Raw genomic sequence first — 22,719 nt, 5'->3', positions numbered from 1 at the left:
TAGCACTTTCAAAACTATCATTTAGTTGTAGGTTAGTACGGGGAAACGTAGGAATTTAATTTAATTATGTAAAATAATAACTTTTTTAAAAGTAAATAAGTTTTATATAAGAATTATATTGAAGAGATAGTGAAATAAATATTATGAAGAAACGAGTTGTATATGTGTACAGCTCGTTTTTTTATTTTCTTAAAAAAAATGGGAGAATGATATGTTCTGTAGGATTTTCTGATTCATCCTTATATTTTGTTTTAATAAGTCGAACAAAGAAGTCTGTCCTTTCTTTATAAAATATGAAAATTATTTTTGAAAAATTGTATTGTTACATCGGTAAAAGTATAGGAAACTTATCATTATAAAATAAATTGAAATCTTCTAAAAACTCTGATACATTGAAATAGAAATGTAGTTTCACGATTTTGTAAAGGCTTACAGTTATGTGCACGAAGATCTATTAGGATTGGAGGAAATAATGATGAAAGCTGAAGAAAAATTTTCCCCGGGATTAGATGGTATAGTGGCAGCGGAGACGAAAATTTCGTTTCTTGACACAGTGAAAGGTGAAATTGTAATTCAAGGGTATGACTTAATCGAACTCTCAAAAACAAAAGAGTATTTAGACATTGTGCACCTTTTATTGGAAGAACATCTACCAAATGAGGATGAAAAAGCAAAACTCGAAAAGAAATTAAAAGAAGAATACGCGGTACCAGAAGGTGTATTCAACGTATTAAAGGCATTACCGAAAGAAACGCACCCGATGGATGGATTGCGTACAGGTGTGTCCGCATTAGCTGGTTACGATAATGATATCGAAAACCGCTCGTTAGAAGTAAACAAAAGCCGCGGGTACAAATTATTGAGCAAAGTACCAAACATTGTAGCGAATAGCTATCATATTTTAAATAATGAAGAGCCAATTCAGCCTCTTCAAGAATTAACATATAGCGCGAATTTCTTCTATATGTTAACAGGTAAAAAACCAACTGAACTTGAGGAGAAGATCTTTGATCGTTCCCTTGTTTTATATAGTGAACATGAAATGCCAAACTCTACATTTACAGCGCGCGTTATTGCATCAACGCAATCGGACTTATATGGTGCTTTAACAGGTGCAGTTGCATCTTTAAAAGGTAGCTTACACGGTGGTGCAAACGAAGCGGTTATGTACATGCTTTTAGAAGCTGGTAATGTTGAGAAGTTTGAAGAGTTGTTACAGAAGAAACTATATAACAAAGAAAAAATTATGGGCTTTGGACATCGTGTGTATATGAAGAAGATGGATCCAAGAGCACTGATGATGAAGGAAGCTTTAAAGCAGTTATGTGATGTAAAAGGCGATTATACACTATATGAAATGTGTGAAGCTGGAGAAAAGATTATGGAGAAGGAAAAAGGAATTTATCCGAACCTTGATTATTATGCAGCTCCAGTATATTGGATGCTTGGTATTCCAATTCAACTTTACACACCAATCTTTTTTAGCTCTAGAACAGTAGGACTATGCGCGCACGTAATTGAGCAACATGCGAACAATCGATTGTTCCGTCCACGTGTAAATTATGTTGGCGAGCGACATGTACTTAGTAAATAAGAACAACTGGGGAGTTGTTAGCACCGCCCGCTAGATGGGTGTTTGACCGACACCCATCATTAATAATAACGAATTTTCGACAGAAAGGGAAGAATAGTATGATTAAAACAAATGAAATTAAACAAAAAGATGCATTATTAGAAGAAATTGCGGATTATGTATTAAATAAAGAGGTAACTAGCGCAGAAGCATTCAGTACTGCTCGTTACGTATTACTTGATACACTTGGATGCGGAATTTTAGCACTACAATATCCAGAGTGTACGAAATTACTAGGACCAGTTGTACCAGGAACGATCGTGCCGAATGGTACACGTGTACCAGGTACGTCATATGTGCTTGATCCAGTGAAAGGTGCATTTAATATCGGATGTATGATCCGTTGGTTAGACTATAACGATACTTGGCTTGCAGCAGAGTGGGGACATCCATCTGATAACTTAGGCGGTATTTTAGCAGTTGCAGATTATATTAGCCGTGTTCGTATTTCAGAAGGAAAAGAACCATTAAAAGTACGTGAAGTATTAGAAATGATGATTAAAGCACATGAAATTCAAGGTGTACTAGCTTTAGAAAATAGTTTGAATCGTGTTGGTCTTGACCATGTATTATACGTAAAAGTAGCAACAACTGCTGTAGTTGCAAAAATGCTCGGTGGAACACGTGAAGAAATCTTTAATGCATTATCACATGCATGGATTGATAATTCTAGTCTTCGTACATATCGTCATGCACCAAATACAGGCTCACGTAAATCATGGGCAGCAGGTGATGCAACAAGCCGCGGTGTTCATCTTGCAATGACTGCTCTAAAAGGTGAAATGGGATATCCAACAGCATTATCTGCACCAGGCTGGGGATTCCAAGATGTATTATTCAATAAACAAGAATTAAAGTTAGCAAGACCATTAGAGTCTTATGTAATGGAAAATGTATTATTTAAAGTTTCATATCCAGCAGAGTTCCATGCACAAACAGCTGCAGAGTGTGCTGTGAAATTACATCCAGAAATTAAAGAAAGATTAGATGAAATTGATCGTATTACGATTACAACTCATGAATCAGCAATTCGTATTATCGACAAAGAAGGTCCATTAAATAACCCAGCTGATCGTGATCATTGCTTACAATACATTACGGCAATTGGTTTGTTAAAAGGAGATATCGTTGCGGATGATTATGAGGATGTAGTAGCAAATAATCCACGTGTAGATGAATTACGTAATAAGATGGTTGTTGTTGAAAACAAACAGTATAGTTTAGATTACCTTGACCCGAACAAGCGCTCAATCGCCAACGCTGTTCAAGTTCATTTTAAGGATGGCACTGTAACAGAAAATGTGGAATGTGAATATCCACTTGGTCACCGTTTCCGTAGAGACGAAGCAATTCCAAAAGTTGTTCAAAAATTCACTGCAAATATGGCAGGTCATTATTCTAGTAAGCAACAAGAACAAATTCATGAAGTTTGTCTAAATGAAGAAAAACTAGAAAATATGAATGTAAACGAATTTGTAGATCTATTTTTAAATTAATAATAGGGGGAATTTAGAATGGCTTGGGTTGTGAATAAACAGTCAACACAAGAGGAGCTTGCGAATTGCTTCCGAGCTCTAGTAGAAGCAAATGAAATTTTGCAAATTCCAGGTGCTCATGATGCAATGGCTGCTCTTGTTGCAAAAAATACAGGTTTTTCAGCTCTATATTTATCGGGAGCTGCTTACACTGCAAGTAAAGGGCTACCAGATTTAGGAATCGTGACGTCTACTGAAGTAGCAGAGAGAGCAAGGGATCTAGTAAGAGCTACAGATTTACCAGTTCTTGTTGATATTGATACAGGATTTGGCGGTGTATTAAACGTAGCGAGAACAGCAGTAGAAATGGTGGAAGCAAAAGTTGCGGCTGTTCAAATTGAAGATCAACAATTACCGAAGAAATGTGGACATTTAAATGGTAAGAAACTTGTTACTACAGAAGAGTTAGTTCAAAAGATTAAAGCGATTAAAGAAGTTGCACCAAGCTTATATATTGTGGCACGTACAGATGCTCGCGGTGTAGAAGGCTTAGATGAAGCAATCGAAAGAGCGAATGCTTATGTAAAAGCAGGTGCAGATGCAATATTCCCTGAAGCGCTTCAATCAGAAGAAGAGTTCCGTCTATTTAATAGTAAAGTAAATGCGCCTTTACTTGCGAATATGACTGAGTTCGGGAAAACGCCGTATTATAGTGCAGAGGAATTTGCAAATATGGGCTTCCAAATGGTTATTTATCCTGTAACTTCACTTCGTGTTGCAGCGAAAGCATATGAGAATGTGTTTACTTTAATTAAGGAAACAGGTTCTCAAAAAGATGCACTTTCAAGTATGCAAACGAGAAGTGAGTTATATGAAACAATTTCATATCATGACTTTGAAGAACTAGATACTGGAATTGCAAAAACAGTATTATCAGAGGATCAATAGATAAAACAACTAAGGCGATGAGAATACATCTTTGGCAAAACGAACTGCTTGATGTGACAATTCATCGCCTTCTGTTTTCAAAAATAAGAAATTCCACTCATCGTAGACGAGCATACGTAGTAGCAAGTAAGGCCGAAATGATAGGGGGATTCAGATGGAGAAAACAAAGTTACCGTGGGATGAATTTTTTTCACTTAATAAAGATGTGAATTATACTTTCTTTACGCCAGAAGATTTTTCAGGAGATGAAGATTTAATCGCAAAAACGACAGAACAATTCGTTAAACAAGAAATTGTTCCACAAATGGAGAATATAGAACAACATAACTATAAAATTTCTCGTCAATTATTTGAGAAAGCTGGAGAACTTGGATTATTAAGTATCGAAGTCCCAGAAGAGTACGGCGGATTTGAGTTAGGAAAGGCAGTTTCAGGGCTTGTAGCAGAAAAAATGGGATACGCTGGTGCATTTAGTGTTTCCTTTAATATACACGCTGGTGTAGGTACATTGCCTTACATATATTACGGAACGAAAGAACAAAAAGAAAAATATTTGCCGAAAATTGCGTCTGGAGAATGGATTGGGGCTTATGCTTTAACTGAGCCAAATGCTGGTTCTGATGCTTTAAGTGCAAAAACAAGTGCAGTATTAAATGAAGATGGTACTGCTTGGAAGTTAAATGGTGAGAAGCAGTGGATTACAAATGCTCATATGGCAGATGTATACGTTGTTTTTGCGAAGACAAATAAAGGAATGACAGCGTTTATTGTCGAAAGAACATGTGAAGGTGTATCCATTGGACTAGAAGAAAAGAAAATGGGGATTAAAGGTTCTTCAACGGCTACCCTAATTTTAGAAGATGTTGTCATCCCTGCTCAAAATGTTTTAGGGGAAGTTGGAAAAGGGCATCACGTAGCACTTAATATTCTTAACTTCGCTAGACTAAAGCTGGCTTTTGGAAATATTGGAACAGCAAAACAAGCAATTGGTTTGTCGGTTCAATATGGAAAAGAGCGAAAACAGTTCCAAACGGAATTAGTAGATTTTACGATGATTCAAGAGAAAATTGCAAATATGATCATTGCTACATATGGAGCAGAAAGTGCAGCCTACCGTACAGCAGGTGTAATTGATGAAGCAATTCATGAGAGTGATGAAGATCTTATGAAGAAAATGTCTCAATTTGCAATTGAATGTGCACTTAATAAAGTAAATGCTTCTGAAACACTTGGTCATATCGTAGATGAAGCTGTACAAATTCATGGTGGTTACGGTTATATGCAAGAGTACGAGGTAGAACGATTATATCGTGACGCTAGAATTAGTCGTATTTTTGAAGGAACAAACGAAATTAATAGATTAACAGTTGCTAAAATGTTAATGAAGCAAATGGAACAAATTGAAGATACTGAAGTAGAAGTTGATGTAGCAAATGTTGAAAGAAACCATCGTTACATTTTATTAGCGAAAAAATTGTTGAAACAATCTTTGAAAACGCTCTCTAAAACTCCAGGGTTAAAAATTGACCAAGAACAAGAATATTCACGTGTATTATCAAATATGTTAACGGACGTGTACGTCATGGAATCAGCATTTTTACGCACGAGTAAAGCAATTAGTAAAAATGGTGAAGAGAAAGAGCGTACGAAACAAATGATAACTGATGTTATTTGTGAAGAAGGCTATCGTAAAGTAGAAGAAGCAGCGATTTCTATACTTTCAGCGGCTGTCACAGAAGAACGAGATAGACACGTAATTTTAGCTGGAATTCGTCAATTATTAGTGCCTTTATACACGAACGTATTTACAAAAAAGAGAGAAATTGCGAAAGCTATTATAAATCGTGGAAAGTATATTGTGTAAATAGGAGGAAAGCGATATGAAAAAGATTGGCTTTATCGGTTTAGGTAATATGGGTCTTCCGATGTCTAAAAATTTAGTTAAATCGAGTTACACAGTATACGGTGTGGATTTAAATAAAGAGGCCGAAGCTTCCTTTGAAAATGAAGGAGGAATTATTGGCTTATCAATCTCAAAACTAGCAGAAACATGCGATGTGATTTTTACAAGTTTACCTTCACCTCGCGCTGTTGAAGCGGTGTATTTTGGGGAAGAAGGATTATTTGAAAGTAGCCACTCGAATGTAGTTTTAATTGATACAAGTACTGTATCTCCACAATTAAACAAACAGTTAGAGGAAGCTGCAAAGGAAAAGAAAGTAGACTTTTTAGCAGCACCTGTTAGTGGTGGGGTAATTGGAGCTGAAAACCGTACATTAACGTTTATGGTTGGTGGATCGAAAGAAGTATATGAGAAAACGGAATCTATCATGGGCGTACTAGGCGCGAATGTTTTCCATGTTAGTGAGCAGATTGATAGTGGCACAACAGTTAAATTAATTAATAACCTATTAATTGGTTTTTATACAGCTGGTGTGAGTGAAGCTTTAACATTAGCGAAAAAGAATAATATGGATTTAGATAAAATGTTTGATATTTTAAATGTAAGTTACGGTCAAAGTAGAATTTATGAGCGTAATTATAAAAGTTTCATTGCAACTGAAAACTACGATCCAGGATTTACTGTGAATTTATTAAAGAAAGATTTAGGATTTGCAGTAGATTTAGCGAAAGAAAGCGAACTTCACTTACCAGTAAGCGAAATGCTATTAAACGTATATGAAGAAGCAAGTGAGGCAGGATATGGTGAAAACGATATGGCTGCTTTATATAAGAAAGTTAGTGAACAGTTAATTTCTAATCAAAAATAATAGACTTATATACATCATAAAAAAGGAGAGAATATAATGATTACAACTGAAATTAAACGAGTAAAAAATCATATTAATGGTGAGTGGGTAGAATCTACTGGTACAGAAGTAGAAGCAGTTCCGAATCCGGCGACTGGAAAAATTATCGCTTACGTTCCGCTATCTCCGAAAGAAGATGTTGAAAAAGCTGTTGAAGCGGCAAAAGCAGCATACGAAACATGGTCTAAAGTACCAGTTCCGAATCGTTCAAGACAATTATATAAATATTTACAGCTTTTACAAGAAAACAAAGAAGAGCTTGCTAAAATCATTACGCTAGAAAATGGTAAAACATTAACGGATGCAACTGGTGAAGTGCAGCGAGGGATTGAAGCGGTAGAACTTGCAACATCAGCACCAAATTTAATGATGGGACAAGCTCTTCCGAATATTGCTAGCGGCATTGATGGATCGATTTGGCGCTACCCAATTGGAGTTGTTGCTGGTATTACACCGTTTAACTTCCCAATGATGATTCCATTATGGATGTTCCCACTTGCAATTGCTTGCGGTAATACGTTCGTATTAAAAACATCGGAAAGAACGCCACTTTTAGCAGAGCGACTTGTAGAGTTATTCTATGAAGCTGGTTTTCCAAAAGGGGTATTGAATTTAGTACAAGGCGGAAAAGATGTTGTAAATAGCATTTTAGAAAGTAAAGATATTCAAGCTATTTCATTCGTTGGATCTGAGCCGGTAGCTCGTTACGTGTATGAAACAGGTACGAAACACGGGAAACGTGTACAAGCGTTAGCTGGTGCAAAAAACCATGCGATTGTAATGCCTGATTGCAATCTTGAGAAAACAGTGCAAGGTGTAATTGGATCTGCATTCGCAAGTAGTGGAGAGCGCTGCATGGCATGTTCAGTAGTAGCAGTAGTTGATGAAATTGCTGATGAATTCATCGACGTACTAGTAGCAGAGACGAAGAAGTTAAAAGTAGGTGACGGTTTCCACGAAGATAATTATGTTGGACCATTAATTCGTGAATCTCATAAAGAGCGCGTATTAGGCTATATTAATAGCGGTGTAGCAGATGGAGCAACTTTATTAGTTGATGGTCGCAAAATTAAGGAAGAAGTTGGAGAAGGTTACTTTGTAGGTGCGACAATCTTTGATGGTGTAAATCAAGAAATGAAAATTTGGCAAGATGAAATTTTTGCTCCAGTATTAAGCATTGTACGAGTTAAAGATTTAGAAGAAGGTATTAAATTAACAAATCAATCTAAATTTGCAAATGGCGCGGTTATTTATACGTCAAATGGTAAACATGCACAAACGTTCCGTGATAATATAGATGCTGGTATGATCGGTGTAAACGTAAACGTTCCAGCACCAATGGCATTTTTCGCATTTGCAGGAAATAAAGCTTCATTCTTTGGTGATTTAGGTACAAATGGTACAGATGGTGTTCAATTCTATACACGTAAAAAAGTTGTAACAGAGCGCTGGTTTTAATAGAGAGTAAACAGCCAAAACAGTTGTTAAATGAAAAACACCACTCTGAAGATGTGGTGTTTTTCGTCTTGTTAATTATTTTTTTCAAAAGCTAGTTTAATACCAAAACCAATTAAGACGATTCCTGTTAAGCCTTGAATATAACGTTGCGTCCTCGGTTCTTTCATAAAAGCACTAATTTTATCAATTAAAAATATATAAAAAGCGAACCAAATAACTGTTAATACGAGGTAAGTAAGACCCATTACGAGAAGTTGAATAAACGTATTATGATTTGGATTTAAAAATTGAGGTAAAAAGGTTAAAAAGAAGACTGCAACTTTAGGGTTTAATAAATTCGTAAGAAACCCTTGGCGAAAGCAAGAAGTGTGTTCATCTTCATTATTTAAAGATATATCGTTCGTATCAAAGCCTTCTTTGTTTCTTACCGCTAAAAGGGCTTTAATGCCAATATAAATTAAATACAGAGCTCCAACGTACTTGAAAATAGAAAATAAAAGAGCTGACTTTACAATAATTGCGGAAAGTCCGATTACTGCTGCTAAAGTATGAATTAAAAGTGCAACACATGTACCGAACACTGTTTTCACTCCACCGACCTTACCGGCAACCAATGTATTTTTCGTCGCCATTGCAGTATCAGGACCAGGTAAAATAATAAGACAAATAGACATAATGATGAAAAGAAAATAATTTTCAATCATAGTTGCTCCTCCTTTTTATTTTTAGAATATTTGATTAAAAATAGTGTAGCACACATTTTTGATTTAATAAAATTAAATTTTATTAAAAATTATTAAATGAGAAAGAGGCTATATAGTAGTGAAATTCCACTACTATATAGCCTCAATTTTATCCCGCATGACCGGACGATCGGTGAGGGCTAATAATAAGCGGGTAATGAACCCCCACTTATTAATGTTTCACCTTATTATGCATTAAGTAAGTTAAAGAACCGATTTACATCTTCTTCTGAAACATCACTTAATTGCTTATATTTATAATTCGGATTTTGATCTTTATCAACGACAACGGATCGTACTCCTTCGAAGAAATCTTCATGTCTCATGAAATTTTTAGCAAGTACAAGGTCGGTAGCGAAACATTCTTCAACGGATTTATCTTGTCCATCAATAAACTGTTTTAAAGTTACTTTTAATGAAATAGGGGATTTTGATAATAGCGTTTCTTTCGTTTTTAAAGCAAAGGAACTTTGAGCTTTCTCCAATGAATCGGTGATCTCTTCAATTGTATCGAATGCAAAATGTGAATTAATTTCTTCTAATGAAGTAGAAAGCTCGCTTTCTAAGTTTGGAGCAGTTGCAAATGTACGAATGACTTCTTTTAAATTAGTATGTACATCATCTTGTTTATGCCAATTTACACTTTCAAGTTCAGTAAGGAAAATTGGTAATGAATCAGATGTCATAAAGTAATCAGCAGCGTTTATAAATAATACGTCAGAAGCTTTTAAAACAGATGCTGTTAAAGCAACATAGCGGCCAGCAAACCCTGGAGATTTATTTAAGAAATAAGCAGCACCGACATCTGGGAAGAAGCCGATATTCATCTCTGGCATTGCCCATTTCGTACGCTCAGTTACAATTCGATATTTCGCACCATTTGTAAGACCGACACCACCGCCCATTACAATTCCATCTAAACAAGCGATGATCGGTTTTTTATATTTATAAATATATGTATCAATTTCATACTCTTCTTCAAAAAAACGTTCCGCATGCTGCAATGCAGCTTCATTTGAACGCGCTTCATAAAGAGTTTTAATGTCGCCGCCTGCACAAAAACCTTTTGTGCCAGCTCCTTTTAATACGATAAGCGCAATTCGCTCATCATGTTCCCATTCTTTCAGTTTTTGCCCAATTGGTTGCAACATGTCATAAGATAAAGAATTAAGTGCTTTTGGGCGGTTTAAAGTAATTGATGCAACGCCGTTTTCGCTAACAGAAAATAAAACGTGTTCAGTCATAATTCATCCTCCCTTACATATCTTCTTATTCTTAATTCTTGATACGTACTGAAATGTCCTTTATAAATTTTGTCTAAAGTTGACGGTACGTGTTAATTTGTATACCGCATATTTTGACGAGATATATTTGCAGGATTTCTGAGGTTGAAAATGAATATTACAACATTACTGTAATTGTAATTATTTGAAATTATCATGATAAACACGCTATTATATATGTGTAAATTGTGCATAATCACTTCAAAAAGAGTATTTGAAGTGATTATGATGAAAGAAAAATTGCTTTTCATTAGAAATAGAGAAAGGAGAAATCGGAATGCCAGGACCTTTACTATTGTCGGTGATTATTTTGTCTTCTTTAATGATAGGGATAACGCAGTATTTTCATCATACAGATACGACAGAGGAAGTGAAGGATAAAGTACGACTTGTATTTCCGATTTTTATCATATCTATTTCTTTTTGCATTTTATTAAATAAGGATGGGTACATTATCGCAGTATTTTCATTTTTTGTAGCGATCGTTTTCATTACAGTTTTATATTATGTAATGAAAGACTTTATACAAAAATAAAGATGTCACATTAGACATTTTTATTTTTACAATAAATAAAATTTCACATACCGTATTATATATAAAAATAAAAAACATATAGCGGTAGAAAAGTGTGTACTTTGCCGTGTATTTACTTGTCAATCTTGCATAGCCAATATACTATTAATAGTGTAGAGATTAGAAAAAGGGGTTGTATCTGTCATGAAATTTGAGGTGCACACAAAAATTATTTCAAATGAAAAAGAAGTAAGATTACATATAGAAGAAAACATATTTCAATTAAAATTGGATGGTTATCACTTATTTACAGTTCAAGAAATATTGCCTTTATATAAATCAAATGAAGAAAGAATTGGTAGTGCAATGATACAAAAGTTAGAGTGGGAAAACGGAAAAACTACAATAAACTATCAACTCGTATCACTAAAATCAGTAAATTAAAAGGAGCAGGAAACTATGAAGTTATTTCATACAGCGGATTGGCATTTAGGAAAGCTCGTTCATGGCGTGTATATGACTGAAGATCAAAAGATTGTATTAGATCAGTTTGTACAAGCTGTTGAAGAAGAAAAACCAGATGCCGTAATTATTGCAGGGGATTTATATGACCGAGCAATTCCACCTACGGAAGCAGTAGACTTATTAAATGATGTTTTACAAAAAATAGTGATTGATTTACAAACACCAGTTATTGCGGTTGCAGGAAACCATGATAGTCCAGATCGTATTCATTTTGGAAGTAGTTTAATGAAGAAACAAGGATTATTTATTGTGGGACAATTTCAATTTCCATATGAGCCAATTATATTAAATGATGAATATGGCGAGGTTCACTTCCATCTCGTTCCATATGCGGATCCAAGCATAGTTAGACATGTTTTGAAAAACGAAGATGTACGTTCTCATGATGATGCGATGCGTATTTTTATGAATGAGCTTTCTGAAACAATGGATAAAGAAGCAAGACACGTATTTGTTGGTCATGCATTTGTAACTTCTGCGGGAGAAGCGGAAGAGAATACAAGTGATGCAGAACGACCACTTTCAATTGGTGGTGCTGAATACGTAAATAGTCATTATTTTGATAAGTTTCATTACACAGCGCTTGGACATTTACATCAAGCGCATTTTGTACGTAATGAGACAATTCGATATTCAGGTTCTCCACTTGCATATTCTATTTCTGAAGAAAAACATAAAAAAGGATATTATATTGTGGAACTGGACGAGCAAGGTGAAGCAACAATTGAAAAAAGGTTACTTGCACCACGTCGTAAAATGCGAACAGTAGAAGCGAAAATAGATGAATTATTACAACATCCAGTAAGTGAAGATTATGTGTTTGTAAAATTATTAGATGAAAATCCTGTCTTGCAGCCAATGGAAAAAATACGATCTGTATATCCAAATGCAATGCATGTTGAAAGATCTATTCAAAGACGAGAGTTCACAGAGTCAAATGAAGTAACTGTTTCAAGACATAAAACGGATGATTTATCGTTATTAAAGGCTTTTTATAAAGAAATGAAAGGCTTAGATTTATCAGAAGAGAAAGAACGTCTATTTGTAGAAGTACTACAAACAGTGCAAGAACGGGAAGGTGAACGAGGATGAGACCGATTCAGCTAATTATGACAGCATTTGGGCCATATAAACAGAAAGAAGTAATCGATTTTAATGATCTTGGAGATCATCGTATTTTCGCCATTTCTGGGAATACAGGAGCTGGAAAGACAACGATTTTTGATGCGATTTGTTATGTCTTATATGGTGAGGCAAGCGGAGAAGAACGTAGTGATACGAGCATGCTTCGCAGTCAATTTGCTGATGATAATATGTATACAAGTGTAGAACTAACCTTTCAGTTAAAAGGGAAACGTTATGAAATAAAACGACAACTTGGACATAAAAAACAAGGGAACAAGACAATTACGGGACATGCAGTAGAACTATATGAAGTGATTGATGAAGAGAATGTTCCAGCTGTTGATCGTTTCCATGTAACGGATGTAAATAAAAAAGTGGAAGATTTAATTGGTTTAAGTAAACATCAATTTAGCCAAATTGTTATGTTACCACAAGGGGAATTCCGAAAACTATTAACATCTGAGACAGAAAACAAAGAAGAAATTTTACGTCGTATTTTTAAAACGGATCGTTATAAGTTAATGCGTGAGTTACTTGATCAAAAACGAAAACAATGGAAAGACGTTTTACAAGAAAAACAGAAAGAACGAGAGCTATACTTCCGTAATGTTTTCAAATTACCAATCCGCGATGGAGCATTATTAGAGACATTGGTGGAACAAGAACATGTAAACACGCATCAAGTAGTAGAAGCATTAGAACAAGAAACAGATGTGTATAAGGCAGAGGTGGAGCAATTACAAGTAGAACAAGATGTTCAAACGAAGCAATTAAAGGATGCTGAAACACGTTTTCATGCAGCGAAATCCATAAATGAGAAATTTATAGATTTACAACAAAAGAATGAGAAATATAACACTTTACAAGAAAATCGTACCGTTATTGAAATGAAAGAAAAATCTTTTAAACGTGCGGAAGAAGCGAAGCGCTTATTACCATTTGAACAATGGTACGAAGAAGCAATGCAAAATGAGCAGAAGGCTGAAAGTTTATTAAAACAAATAATCGCTAAAAAAGAAAATGTAACGAAAAGCTTTGAACTTGCTCAGGAGAAATATGAAGCGGTAAAGAATAAAGAACCTGAGAGAGAGAATGCAAAAAAACTTGTTCAAAGATTAGAAGAGTTACAACCAATTATTGCATCATTAGCTGAGAAACAGTTGAATTTACAAAATGCAGAAATTCAAATAGGGAAATTAAAAGAAAGTATGCAAAACTTAGATCGACAATTAGATGAGCATACAAATCAAAAACAGCTAATGTCTGATGAATTACAGCAATTAGAACGAGCACTTGAGCAATATGTAGCTAAAGTAGAAGAACTAACGAATATGCGAGAAGATGCCAAAGTTTTAAAGCAAGCATATGATGTTTGGCAAGAAAAGCAAAAATTCGAGAAAGAAAAAGAAGCGGCATATAATAAGATGCGATTGGCAGTTAACTCATATGAAAATATGGAACGTCGCTGGTTAAGTGAACAAGCTGGTATATTAGCTCTTCATCTACATGATGGCGAATCTTGTCCAGTATGTGGTAGTACAAACCATCCGAAAAAAGCTACAGAGCAAAGTGATGCGATCGATGAAAAAGAGTTAAATGATTTAAGAGAAAAGAAAAATGTTGCTGAAAAATTACATGTTCAATTAGAGGAGAAATGGAATTTCTATCACCTACAATATGAACAGGTAATAGAAGAGGTTAAGAAGCGAGGCTATCGCTCAGAGGAATTAGTTGAAACATACAGTGCACTTGTTCAAAAAGGAAAACAATTAGCAACTGAAGTAAATACGCTAAAAGCAAGTGAAGAAACGCGTAAGCAAACTGCTGTGAATATAAAGAGTGTAGAAGAAAAAGTAGATGCACTTCAGAAACAAAAGCGTGAGGTAGAAACAGTACAGCACCGTACAGAAATGGAGTGTATGCAGCTTCGTACGTCATATGAACATGATAAGAAAAATATCCCTGAAAACTTACAAACAGTCCAAGCTTGGAAAGTCCAGTTTGACCAAGCTATGCATGAACTCAAATTAATGGAGGACGAATGGAAGAAAGTGCAGGAAGCGTATCAACATTGGCAAAATGAAAATATACGTATTCAAGCAGAACAGGAAAGTGCTTCTAATCAATTTGAAAGTACAAAATTGAAGAAAGAAGAGACGTTTACGCGCTTTATGAAAGAGCTTGAGCAGAGCGGATTTACCGATCAAATTACGTATAAAGAAGCTAAATTAAGTGATATTGAAATGGAGATGTTACAAAAAGAAATTCAAAGTTATTATTCATCTCTTGAAGTGCTTGCAAAACAAATTGAAGAATTACATGCTGAATTAAAAGATAAAGAATATATGGATATTACGGCGTTAGGTGAACACATAACAGAATTACAAATTAATCTCGATATAATAAAAGAAAAACGCCAACGTGCGCAAACTGCGGTAACGTATATTTCTGATTTACATGAAAACATTAGACGTATTGATGAGCAAATTCATGAGGAAGAAAAAGCGTTCCAAGAACTTGTTGATTTATATGAAGTAATGAAAGGTGATAACGAAAGTCGTATATCATTTGAACGTTACATCTTAATTGAGTATTTAGAACAAATTGTTCAAATTGCAAACGAACGATTACGTAAATTATCAAATGGACAATTTTATTTAAAACGAAGTGAACGAGTTGAAAAGCGAAATCGTCAAAGTGGATTAGGATTAGATGTATACGACGCATATACTGGCCAAACACGCGATGTAAAAACATTATCTGGCGGTGAGAAATTTAATGCCTCACTTTGCTTAGCGCTTGGAATGGCAGACGTCATTCAATCGTATGAAGGCGGTATTTCCATCGAAACGATGTTTATCGACGAAGGTTTTGGTTCATTAGATGAGGAGTCATTAACAAAAGCGGTAGACGCCTTAATTGACTTACAAAAATCAGGCCGATTTATCGGTGTCATTTCACACGTTCAAGAGCTGAAAAACGCAATGCCGGCTGTATTAGAAGTAACGAAGCAGAAGGATGGGTGTAGTCAGACGAGGTTTGTGGTGAAGTAAGTTCAAGTGTAATTCATACTTAAAGCATTCTTTGCGGGTTTCTAGTATAGAACTTATGATAAAACAAATGCCATCTCTTAATAGAGGTGGCATTTATTTGTTATTCAATATAAAACAATTCACCTACGAGTTATCTGGAGAAGGCGGTGTATTTTCCAAACGATTATAAGCTTTAAAAGCCGAAATTGCCGATATAACACCACCTACTAAAAATAAAGCTGATCCACTGACTAATATGATACGACTGACATATGTTTCACGAGCTTCTTCAACTTCTTCTTGTAGTACTGTTGGCATTTGAAATTCCCCTAAACAACATTTATTTTGTAGATAGTATATACAAACGCCTAAAATATGTTAAAATCACTGGATAGTGTTATGAGGAAGTATATAGTAGATGTGAATTGTTTGAAAAATCTTCATTATAAATATATGCTAACTTCACATAGAGCACATATTAACATTGTATTATGTATATGTACCAAATAAATAAAGTGAATTGTATTTCGTTCTGTTTTTAAAAATTTAAAATTCTATTATTTTTATATAAAGGTTTCACATCGGAGTTTTAAATATTTTGGAAATAGATCTAAATAAGAGAAATTCATATAAAAGGGGAATGTCTTATGACAACATATACGAGTGAAATGAGAAAAAGTTTAGTTTCAGAAGAAGATGTAGATATTTTAAAAATTATGGCTCACCCAATCAGATTACAAATTGTAAATGAATTAAGTACGAGAAAAACATGTAATGTAACGCAATTAACAGAATTACTAAATATTCCACAATCGACTGTTTCGCAACATTTATCAAAAATGAAAGGTAAAGTGTTACGAGCTGAGAGAAGGGGCTTAGAAATTTATTATCATATTAATAATTTAAAAGCGAGTAAGATTGTAAGTGTTTTAGGATATATAAACTAATGAAGTATTTTCATATAAAATAGCCGCTGCTGGTGAGCAGGGGCTATTTTTTGTTGTTTTATGTATTCGCATTTAAAATTTTATAGTTTTTATGATTTACAATTGTTCGATCAAATTCAAAAGTACCACCGCTTACATCTGTAATTTCAACTAAGACCGATTCAGTATAAAGTTTTAGTACAGATCCTGTGATCTTTAAATTATTTCGTTGAAAAAGTATAGTATCCCCTACGTTTGCTTTCATAGTACCTCCTCATTAAAGACAGAAATATTTTTTTATTATATATATTAAACCACGTAAAGCTATATTAGTGAATATTTAGTTTTATTTTTTAAAAAAATATTTGTTATTTTATTGATAAATAAAACTAAAGTACATCGTAGTGTAAAAAGTGTTTTTTTCTGTTTGTATAGGAAAATTAAAATTTTGCAATCTAGCCATCATATAACTTGAGACATAATTTTTATAAAAGAAGATGATAAAACAGCTGTAAGTCGTATGGATGCAAAACATGATAATAACTATTTACGTATTTAATAATTCGTTTTTTGTATTTCGTCCTTCGTTTTCTGTAACTGATTCCATATTTTTGACGCCCTACCTTGTAAGTGCTTACATAAACAGAAACATCTTATACAATGAAGGTGTTAAATCAAATGAGGTGGCCAATATGAACATAAAAAAAGAAAATTTAGCGAATAGCATTGAAATAGAAAGAGGAGGCGGAAAGGTATGAAAAAATCAAATGTTAATCCATGGCTTGTTGTCCTTGGTACAGTCATAGTACAAATGGGACTCGGAACGATATATACATGGAGTTTATTCAATCAGCCTTTAGTTAGTAAATACGGTTGGAGTCTTAACGCAGTTGCTATAACTTTCTCAATTACTAGTCTTTCCTTAGCATTTTCAACTTTATTTGCGAGTAAATTGCAAGAAAAATGGGGACTTCGTAAACTTATTATGATAGCTGGACTAGCATTAGGACTAGGATTAATACTTAGTTCACAAGCTTCCTCATTAATATTGCTTTATGTACTAGCAGGGGTTGTTGTAGGTTATGCAGATGGTACAGCATATATCACTTCATTATCCAATTTAATAAAGTGGTTTCCAAAGCGTAAAGGTTTAATTGCTGGTATTTCTGTCTCCGCATATGGTTCGGGTAGCTTAATCTTTAAATATGTTAACGCACAGTTAATTGAATCAGTTGGTGTATCACAAGCGTTTATATACTGGGGTTTAATTGTTACAGCTATGATTGTCCTTGGCGCTTGTTTAATCCATCAAGCTGCAGATCAAGGAGCAGTTCATGAAACAAAAACTCAGGAATATACAACGAAAGAAATGTTAGGCACAAAACAAGTATACTTATTATTTATTATGTTATTTACATCATGTATGAGTGGCTTATACTTAATTGGTATGGTAAAAGACATTGGTGTTCAACTTGTAGGGCTTAGCGCAGCGACAGCAGCTAATGCGGTGGCTATGGTTGCAATCTTCAATACATTAGGTCGTATTATTTTAGGACCGTTATCAGATAAAATCGGCCGTTTAAAAATCGTTACTGGTACATTTGTTGTTATGGCAGCTTCAGTCTTGGTTTTAAGTTTCGTAGATTTAAATTATGGTATATACTTCGTATGTGTAGCAAGCGTAGCGTTTTGTTTTGGTGGAAATATCACTATTTTCCCAGCTATCGTTGGTGATTTCTACGGTATGAAAAACCATAGTAAGAACTACGGGATTGTGTATCAAGGATTTGGATTTGGAGCACTTGCAGGTTCCTTTATCGGTGCACTTCTAGGTGGATTCAAACCAACCTTCATGGTGATCGGTGTATTATGTGTCGTATCGTTTGTTATCGCAATTTTAATTCAAGCACCTAAGCAGAAAAAAGAACAAGAAGAAGAGTATCGCAGCGTAGCATAAGTTTATAAATCTTCTATCACACTATAAATACGAAAAAGCATCCTATTAAATAGGGTGCTTTTTTATGAATGATTGTAACGAGGTTATATAACATTTGGGATTTTTGAGACAAAAAAGTGAGTGAAATGCCTATTTGGATTATATTGGAATATCAATAAATGATACATCATATTCGAAATACGTATTAAATCTTAAATTATAAACAAGACATACATCAGTAATTGCAAGATATATTTTCTCGGTATTTTCAGAAAAATGTTGAGAAAATATATACTTGGTTTTTTGATAAGGCTTTGTAAATGAAGGTATCTACAGTTAGTCTTCTACAAGTTTAAAAAGAGGAGTATGAATTAAATGTGTAATGTAAGTACTTATTAATGCTTTTAGATGTAATTGTGTTGAGAATCACTAAAATATTTTATCTGAAAAATAAAAATAGGTTGACAAGTTTATTGAGAAAGATTATCATTTCGTTGTAAGAATATTAAATGAAAAACATTATCAATGAATAATATTTTGATGAAAAGTACACTTGACCAATTAGTTTAGTAAGTGTATTATTTTTTACATCAATAATGATAATCATTATCATTATTTGTTTAATTAGATTAATTTTCAAATGAAAGGATAGAGGAAATGAACATAGGGGAATTTGATGGGAAAACGGTTTTAGTAACTGGTGCAGCGCAAGGTATAGGTAGTGTTGTAGCAAACATGTTTTTAGAAAGAGGAGCTACAGTTATTGGGGCTGATCAAACTGAAGAGGGGTTAAACGTACTCTTAAATCAAAATGAATTAAATGAAACACGTGTGAAAACCTTTCGTTTAGATGTGAGTGATAGTGGCGCTGTTGAAGAAGTAGTAGAACGGATTGAAAATGATATAGCACCGATAGATATATTAGTAAATGTTGCAGGGGTATTACGTATGGGAGCGATTCACTCTTTAAGTGATGAAGATTGGAATAAAACATTCTCTGTAAATTCTACAGGAGTTTTCTATATGTGCCGAGCAGTAAGTAAATATATGATGCAAAGAAAGTCAGGGGCAATTGTTACAGTTGGCTCAAATGCGGCAAATACTCCGAGAATGGAGATGGCCGCGTATGCTGCATCAAAAGCTGCAACGACGATGTTTATGAAATGTTTAGGGTTAGAACTTGCAGCATACAATATTCGCTGTAACTTAGTTTCTCCAGGTTCTACTGAAACTGAAATGCAAAGATTATTATGGGCTGATGAGAATGGAGCTGAAAATATAATTGCTGGTTCTCAAAATACATATAGACTCGGTATTCCGTTACAAAAAATTGCACAACCTTTAGAAATTGCTGAAGCAGTATTGTTTTTAGCCTCTGATAAAGCGAGTCATATTACAATGCACAATTTATGTGTCGATGGCGGAGCTACATTAGGAGTTTAATAAAAAATTCAGGAGGTTTTAATACTATGAATGAACTTATAGCCGTAAAGGAACTGTCGGAAAAATTATTAGAAGATTATAAAACTGAATCTTCGTTCTTTTTTGCTTCACCAACTCGAACGATATTGACAGAAGGAGAGTTTACTAAAGTAAAACATCATGAAATTGAAAGTTTTACAGAACTTGTACAAGCGGTATTAAGTAATGCAAAACAAGCTGGAAATCCAAATCCTATCGTTGTTGGTGCCTTGCCATTTGATCGTAGAAAAGAAGTTCAACTTATCATACCAGAAGATAGCAGAATTTCTGAGCGTTTACAATTGGAAACAACAAATCAGTTTGAAACAAACGAGAACTTAACTTTTGAAATGACGCCTGTACCAGATCCTGGAGTGTATATGAATGGTGTGAAGCAAGGAATTCAAAAAATACAAGACGGTGATTTAAAGAAAATCGTTCTATCTAGATCGTTAGATGTTAAATCTTCCGCAAAGATTGATAAGCAAAAACTTCTTCGAGAATTAGCAGAGCATAATAAGCACGGTTATACATTTGCTGTGAATTTACCGAAAGAGGAAAACGAGGAAAGTAAGACATTAATTGGAGCAAGCCCTGAATTACTCGTTTCACGTAATGGTATGCAAGTTACTTCTAATCCATTAGCGGGTTCAAGACCACGTAGTGATGATCCAGTGGAAGATAAAAGAAGAGCAGAGGAATTACTTTCTTCTCCAAAAGATTTACATGAACATGCGGTAGTAGTGGAAGCGGTTGCCGCAGCACTTCGTCCGTACTGTCATACATTACATGTTCCAGAAAAGCCATCCGTTATTCATAGTGAAGCGATGTGGCATTTATCTACTGAAGTGAAAGGGGAACTAAAGGATTCAAATACTACTTCTTTAGAATTAGCAATTGCTCTTCATCCTACGCCAGCAGTTTGCGGAACGCCGATGGAAGAAGCGAGAGAGGCGATTCAAAAAATTGAGCCATTTGACCGTGAATTCTTTACAGGAATGCTAGGGTGGAGCGATTTAAATGGGGACGGTGAATGGATTGTTACAATTCGCTGTGCGGAAGTGCAAGAAAATTCACTTCGATTATTTGCAGGAGCGGGAGTTGTTGCTGAGTCAAAACCAGAAGATGAGTTAGCAGAAACATCAGCTAAGTTCCAAACAATGCTAAAGGCTCTAGGGTTAAGTGATAATTCACTGAATGAAAAATAGGGGGAAGAAAGAATGTTAACAGGTTATACAAAGTGGCCAAAAGAATTTGCTGATTGTTATCGAGAGGAAGGGTGTTGGCTTGGTGAAACATTTGGCGGGATGTTAAGAGAGCGGGCTGAAAAATATGGAGATCAAATTGCAGTTGTAAGTGGTAATACGCATATAACGTATAGTGAACTTGATAAAAAAGTAGATCGTTTAGCATCAGGTTTACTGAATTTAGGAATAAAGCAAGAAGATCGAGTTGTAATCCAACTACCTAACGTTATCGAGTTTTTTGAAATATGTTTTGCGCTATTTCGAATTGGAGCTCTTCCTGTTTTTGCACTACCTTCACATCGAAGCAGTGAAATTAGTTATTTTTGTGAGTTTGGTGAGGCGAGTGCTTACGTTATTTCAGATAAGGCTCTCAGCTTTGATTATCGAAAACTAGCAAGAGAAGTGAAAGAGAAAGTGCCAACTTTACAACATGTAGTTGTAGTGGGAGAAGAAGAAGAGTTCCTAAACATAAATGATCTGTATATAGATCCCGTTCCATTACCAGAAGTTCAGCCAAGTGATGTTGCGTTTCTCCAATTATCAGGAGGGACAACAGGACTTTCTAAATTAATTCCTAGAACACATGATGACTATATTTATAGTTTACGTGTTAGCGCTGAAATTTGTAATTTGAATGCAGAAAGCGTCTATATGGCAGTTCTACCAGTAGCGCACAATTACCCAATGAGTTCTCCAGGTACATTTGGAACTTTCTATGCGGGTGGAAAAGTTGTGCTGGCAACTGGAGGTAGTCCAGATGAGGCATTTGCACTTATTGAAAAAGAAAAAGTTACGATTACTGCTCTCGTGCCACCATTAGCAATGATATGGCTTGATGCAGCTTCTTCTCGTAATAACGATTTATCGAGCCTAGAAGTGATTCAAGTAGGTGGAGCGAAATTTAGTGCTGAGGTTGCAAAACGTATACACCCTACATTTGGATGTACGTTACAGCAAGTGTTCGGTATGGCAGAAGGGTTAGTAAATTACACAAGATTAAATGATCCTGAAGAAATCATTATTCATACGCAAGGGAGACCGATGTCTACATTCGATGAGGTAAGAGTCGTTGATGAAAATGATAACGATGTAAAACCTGGTGAAGTAGGTAGTTTATTAACACGAGGGCCCTATACAATTCGTGGTTATTATAAAGCAGAAGAGCATAATGCACGATCATTTACAAAGGATGGTTTTTATCGAACGGGTGATCTTGTAAAAGTAAATGAACAAGGTTACATCATAGTAGAAGGAAGAGATAAAGATCAAATTAACCGTGGTGGTGAGAAAGTTGCTGCGGAAGAAGTTGAAAATCATCTATTAGCACATGATGCAGTGCATGATGTAGCAATTGTATCGATGCCTGACGATTATTTAGGAGAACGTACTTGTGCATTTGTAATAGCTCGCGGACAAGCTCCGGCAGTAAGTGAATTAAAAATGTTTTTAAGAGAACGCGGTATAGCTGCTTATAAGATTCCAGATCGAATTGAATTTATTGAATCATTCCCGCAAACAGGTGTGGGAAAAGTGAGCAAAAAAGAATTACGTAAAGTCATTGCTGAAAAACTTATTACGGTATAACGATAAATAATATAAAAAT

General features: G+C 34.8%; 19 protein-coding genes. 15 read left to right on the top strand and 4 right to left on the bottom strand.

Annotated features, from left to right (window positions below; all coding sequences use genetic code 11):
- Positions 1 to 472: 472 nt before the first annotated feature.
- The 6 genes from mmgD (at position 473) to QCI46_RS16285 (ending at position 8,324) form a co-directional block, all read left to right on the top strand.
- Positions 473 to 1,594: a citrate synthase gene (mmgD, locus tag QCI46_RS16310; protein WP_116867973.1), complete on the top strand. Its 1,122-nt coding sequence runs from the start codon at positions 473 to 475 to the stop codon at positions 1,592 to 1,594.
- A 98-nt stretch (positions 1,595 to 1,692) separates the two neighbouring features.
- The gene (gene prpD, locus QCI46_RS16305) at positions 1,693 to 3,129 is read left to right on the top strand and encodes a 2-methylcitrate dehydratase (RefSeq protein ID WP_097907488.1); all 1,437 of its coding nucleotides are present in this window, start codon (positions 1,693 to 1,695) and stop codon (positions 3,127 to 3,129) included.
- Between the two features lie 18 nt (positions 3,130 to 3,147).
- On the top strand, positions 3,148 to 4,056 hold the full coding sequence (prpB, locus tag QCI46_RS16300) for a methylisocitrate lyase (RefSeq protein ID WP_088063295.1): 909 nt from the start codon (positions 3,148 to 3,150) through the stop codon (positions 4,054 to 4,056).
- Positions 4,057 to 4,210: 154 nt separating this feature from the next.
- On the top strand, positions 4,211 to 5,920 hold the full coding sequence (locus QCI46_RS16295) for an acyl-CoA dehydrogenase family protein (RefSeq protein WP_353840892.1): 1,710 nt from the start codon (positions 4,211 to 4,213) through the stop codon (positions 5,918 to 5,920).
- A gap of 16 nt (positions 5,921 to 5,936) precedes the next feature.
- Complete coding sequence (locus QCI46_RS16290; protein ID WP_353840891.1) at positions 5,937 to 6,827, top strand: NAD(P)-dependent oxidoreductase; 891 nt, start codon at positions 5,937 to 5,939, stop codon at positions 6,825 to 6,827.
- A gap of 36 nt (positions 6,828 to 6,863) precedes the next feature.
- Positions 6,864 to 8,324 carry a CoA-acylating methylmalonate-semialdehyde dehydrogenase gene (locus QCI46_RS16285; protein ID WP_060488680.1) on the top strand — a complete coding sequence of 487 codons (1,461 nt, stop codon included), beginning with the start codon at positions 6,864 to 6,866 and terminating at the stop codon, positions 8,322 to 8,324.
- Between the two features lie 71 nt (positions 8,325 to 8,395).
- On the opposite strand, the gene QCI46_RS16280 is transcribed toward QCI46_RS16285, so the two are convergent.
- Positions 8,396 to 9,028, bottom strand: coding sequence for a LysE family translocator (locus tag QCI46_RS16280; RefSeq protein ID WP_353840890.1), 633 nt, complete (start codon positions 9,026 to 9,028; stop codon positions 8,396 to 8,398).
- Between the two features lie 227 nt (positions 9,029 to 9,255).
- Positions 9,256 to 10,311, bottom strand: a complete 1,056-nt coding sequence (locus QCI46_RS16275) for an enoyl-CoA hydratase/isomerase family protein (protein ID WP_353840889.1) — start codon at positions 10,309 to 10,311, stop codon at positions 9,256 to 9,258.
- A gap of 316 nt (positions 10,312 to 10,627) precedes the next feature.
- Here QCI46_RS16275 and QCI46_RS16270 point away from each other — a divergent pair, with 316 nt between their 5' ends.
- The 4 genes from QCI46_RS16270 (at position 10,628) to QCI46_RS16255 (ending at position 15,567) form a co-directional block, all read left to right on the top strand.
- On the top strand, positions 10,628 to 10,885 hold the full coding sequence (locus QCI46_RS16270; RefSeq protein ID WP_046955733.1) for a hypothetical protein: 258 nt from the start codon (positions 10,628 to 10,630) through the stop codon (positions 10,883 to 10,885).
- A gap of 183 nt (positions 10,886 to 11,068) precedes the next feature.
- Entirely contained in the window at positions 11,069 to 11,308 is a 240-nt protein-coding gene (locus QCI46_RS16265) for a DUF2584 family protein (protein ID WP_353840888.1), read from the top strand.
- 15 nt (positions 11,309 to 11,323) lie between these two features.
- Complete coding sequence (locus tag QCI46_RS16260) at positions 11,324 to 12,481, top strand: exonuclease SbcCD subunit D (protein WP_060488683.1); 1,158 nt, start codon at positions 11,324 to 11,326, stop codon at positions 12,479 to 12,481.
- Positions 12,478 to 15,567, top strand: a complete 3,090-nt coding sequence (locus QCI46_RS16255) for an AAA family ATPase (protein WP_353840887.1) — start codon at positions 12,478 to 12,480, stop codon at positions 15,565 to 15,567. The genes QCI46_RS16260 and QCI46_RS16255 overlap by 4 nt, the downstream gene beginning before the upstream one ends.
- Before the next feature lie 123 nt (positions 15,568 to 15,690).
- On the opposite strand, the gene QCI46_RS16250 is transcribed toward QCI46_RS16255, so the two are convergent.
- Positions 15,691 to 15,864: a hypothetical protein gene (locus QCI46_RS16250; protein ID WP_098122520.1), complete on the bottom strand. Its 174-nt coding sequence runs from the start codon at positions 15,862 to 15,864 to the stop codon at positions 15,691 to 15,693.
- 329 nt (positions 15,865 to 16,193) lie between these two features.
- Between QCI46_RS16250 and QCI46_RS16245 the strand changes: the two genes are divergently transcribed.
- The gene (locus tag QCI46_RS16245) at positions 16,194 to 16,493 is read left to right on the top strand and encodes an ArsR/SmtB family transcription factor (RefSeq protein ID WP_000214798.1); all 300 of its coding nucleotides are present in this window, start codon (positions 16,194 to 16,196) and stop codon (positions 16,491 to 16,493) included.
- Positions 16,494 to 16,551: 58 nt separating this feature from the next.
- Here QCI46_RS16245 and QCI46_RS16240 read toward each other — a convergent pair whose 3' ends face one another.
- Positions 16,552 to 16,737 carry a YkvS family protein gene (locus QCI46_RS16240; RefSeq protein WP_000646787.1) on the bottom strand — a complete coding sequence of 62 codons (186 nt, stop codon included), beginning with the start codon at positions 16,735 to 16,737 and terminating at the stop codon, positions 16,552 to 16,554.
- 489 nt (positions 16,738 to 17,226) lie between these two features.
- Between QCI46_RS16240 and QCI46_RS16235 the strand changes: the two genes are divergently transcribed.
- From QCI46_RS16235 to QCI46_RS16220, 4 genes are all read left to right on the top strand, one after another.
- Positions 17,227 to 18,429: an L-lactate MFS transporter gene (locus tag QCI46_RS16235; RefSeq protein WP_353840886.1), complete on the top strand. Its 1,203-nt coding sequence runs from the start codon at positions 17,227 to 17,229 to the stop codon at positions 18,427 to 18,429.
- A 636-nt stretch (positions 18,430 to 19,065) separates the two neighbouring features.
- Positions 19,066 to 19,851 carry a 2,3-dihydro-2,3-dihydroxybenzoate dehydrogenase gene (gene dhbA, locus QCI46_RS16230; protein ID WP_353840885.1) on the top strand — a complete coding sequence of 262 codons (786 nt, stop codon included), beginning with the start codon at positions 19,066 to 19,068 and terminating at the stop codon, positions 19,849 to 19,851.
- A 26-nt stretch (positions 19,852 to 19,877) separates the two neighbouring features.
- A complete protein-coding gene (gene dhbC, locus QCI46_RS16225) occupies positions 19,878 to 21,077 on the top strand; it encodes an isochorismate synthase DhbC (protein ID WP_353840884.1) in 1,200 nt (399 codons plus the stop codon).
- A 12-nt stretch (positions 21,078 to 21,089) separates the two neighbouring features.
- Positions 21,090 to 22,700, top strand: coding sequence for a (2,3-dihydroxybenzoyl)adenylate synthase (locus QCI46_RS16220; RefSeq protein WP_353840883.1), 1,611 nt, complete (start codon positions 21,090 to 21,092; stop codon positions 22,698 to 22,700).
- Positions 22,701 to 22,719 lie beyond the last annotated feature (19 nt).

The sequence above is a fragment of the Bacillus cereus group sp. RP32 genome (assembly GCF_040459735.1).
Lineage (GTDB): Bacteria > Bacillota > Bacilli > Bacillales > Bacillaceae_G > Bacillus_A > Bacillus_A wiedmannii.
Note: the sequence above shows the minus strand (reverse complement) of the source record. Positions and strands in the feature narration are given on the sequence as shown.

What these genes read in the sequence shown, in the direction of transcription:
- mmgD (WP_116867973.1), top strand. Translation starts at nt 473, where the DNA reads ATGATGAAAGCTGAAGAAAAATTTTCCCCGGGATTAGATGGTATAGTG.
- prpD (WP_097907488.1), top strand. Translation starts at nt 1,693, where the DNA reads ATGATTAAAACAAATGAAATTAAACAAAAAGATGCATTATTAGAAGAA.
- prpB (WP_088063295.1), top strand. Translation starts at nt 3,148, where the DNA reads ATGGCTTGGGTTGTGAATAAACAGTCAACACAAGAGGAGCTTGCGAAT.
- QCI46_RS16295 (WP_353840892.1), top strand. Translation starts at nt 4,211, where the DNA reads ATGGAGAAAACAAAGTTACCGTGGGATGAATTTTTTTCACTTAATAAA.
- QCI46_RS16290 (WP_353840891.1), top strand. Translation starts at nt 5,937, where the DNA reads ATGAAAAAGATTGGCTTTATCGGTTTAGGTAATATGGGTCTTCCGATG.
- QCI46_RS16285 (WP_060488680.1), top strand. Translation starts at nt 6,864, where the DNA reads ATGATTACAACTGAAATTAAACGAGTAAAAAATCATATTAATGGTGAG.
- QCI46_RS16280 (WP_353840890.1), bottom strand. Translation starts at nt 9,028, where the DNA reads ATGATTGAAAATTATTTTCTTTTCATCATTATGTCTATTTGTCTTATT.
- QCI46_RS16275 (WP_353840889.1), bottom strand. Translation starts at nt 10,311, where the DNA reads ATGACTGAACACGTTTTATTTTCTGTTAGCGAAAACGGCGTTGCATCA.
- QCI46_RS16270 (WP_046955733.1), top strand. Translation starts at nt 10,628, where the DNA reads ATGCCAGGACCTTTACTATTGTCGGTGATTATTTTGTCTTCTTTAATG.
- QCI46_RS16265 (WP_353840888.1), top strand. Translation starts at nt 11,069, where the DNA reads ATGAAATTTGAGGTGCACACAAAAATTATTTCAAATGAAAAAGAAGTA.
- QCI46_RS16260 (WP_060488683.1), top strand. Translation starts at nt 11,324, where the DNA reads ATGAAGTTATTTCATACAGCGGATTGGCATTTAGGAAAGCTCGTTCAT.
- QCI46_RS16255 (WP_353840887.1), top strand. Translation starts at nt 12,478, where the DNA reads ATGAGACCGATTCAGCTAATTATGACAGCATTTGGGCCATATAAACAG.
- QCI46_RS16250 (WP_098122520.1), bottom strand. Translation starts at nt 15,864, where the DNA reads ATGCCAACAGTACTACAAGAAGAAGTTGAAGAAGCTCGTGAAACATAT.
- QCI46_RS16245 (WP_000214798.1), top strand. Translation starts at nt 16,194, where the DNA reads ATGACAACATATACGAGTGAAATGAGAAAAAGTTTAGTTTCAGAAGAA.
- QCI46_RS16240 (WP_000646787.1), bottom strand. Translation starts at nt 16,737, where the DNA reads ATGAAAGCAAACGTAGGGGATACTATACTTTTTCAACGAAATAATTTA.
- QCI46_RS16235 (WP_353840886.1), top strand. Translation starts at nt 17,227, where the DNA reads ATGAAAAAATCAAATGTTAATCCATGGCTTGTTGTCCTTGGTACAGTC.
- dhbA (WP_353840885.1), top strand. Translation starts at nt 19,066, where the DNA reads ATGAACATAGGGGAATTTGATGGGAAAACGGTTTTAGTAACTGGTGCA.
- dhbC (WP_353840884.1), top strand. Translation starts at nt 19,878, where the DNA reads ATGAATGAACTTATAGCCGTAAAGGAACTGTCGGAAAAATTATTAGAA.
- QCI46_RS16220 (WP_353840883.1), top strand. Translation starts at nt 21,090, where the DNA reads ATGTTAACAGGTTATACAAAGTGGCCAAAAGAATTTGCTGATTGTTAT.